Annotated in this window: 1 protein-coding gene; it reads left to right on the forward strand. The window is 48.1% G+C overall.

The window, feature by feature from the left end; translation table 11 throughout:
* Window positions 1-264 (forward strand): ABC transporter transmembrane domain-containing protein (locus tag AB0T83_RS20470; protein ID WP_366195031.1); only part of this gene is annotated, 264 nt, incomplete at both ends.

Consider the following 264-nt stretch of genomic DNA (forward strand, 5'->3'; position numbering starts at 1 on the left):
GAAAAATCTCCATGCCGGTGTTTGACGGGATCCGTACCCAGATCAGCAATATCAATGGCCGGCTCAATGAGTCATTGCAGGGGATGGCATTGATCCAGGCGTTTCGCCAGGAAAAAGCGTTCGCAGAGAAGTTCGAGCAGGATAACCAGCGGTGGTTTGAATTTAGAACCAAGTCTATTGCTATCGATAGTTTGATGCTATTGCCACTAACACGTTTGGTTTCAATACTGACCGCTGCGGGGATTGTTGCATGGTTTGCCAATG

Source organism: Meridianimarinicoccus marinus, assembly GCF_040689105.1.
GTDB classification, from domain to species: Bacteria; Pseudomonadota; Alphaproteobacteria; order Rhodobacterales; family Rhodobacteraceae; genus Meridianimarinicoccus; species Meridianimarinicoccus marinus.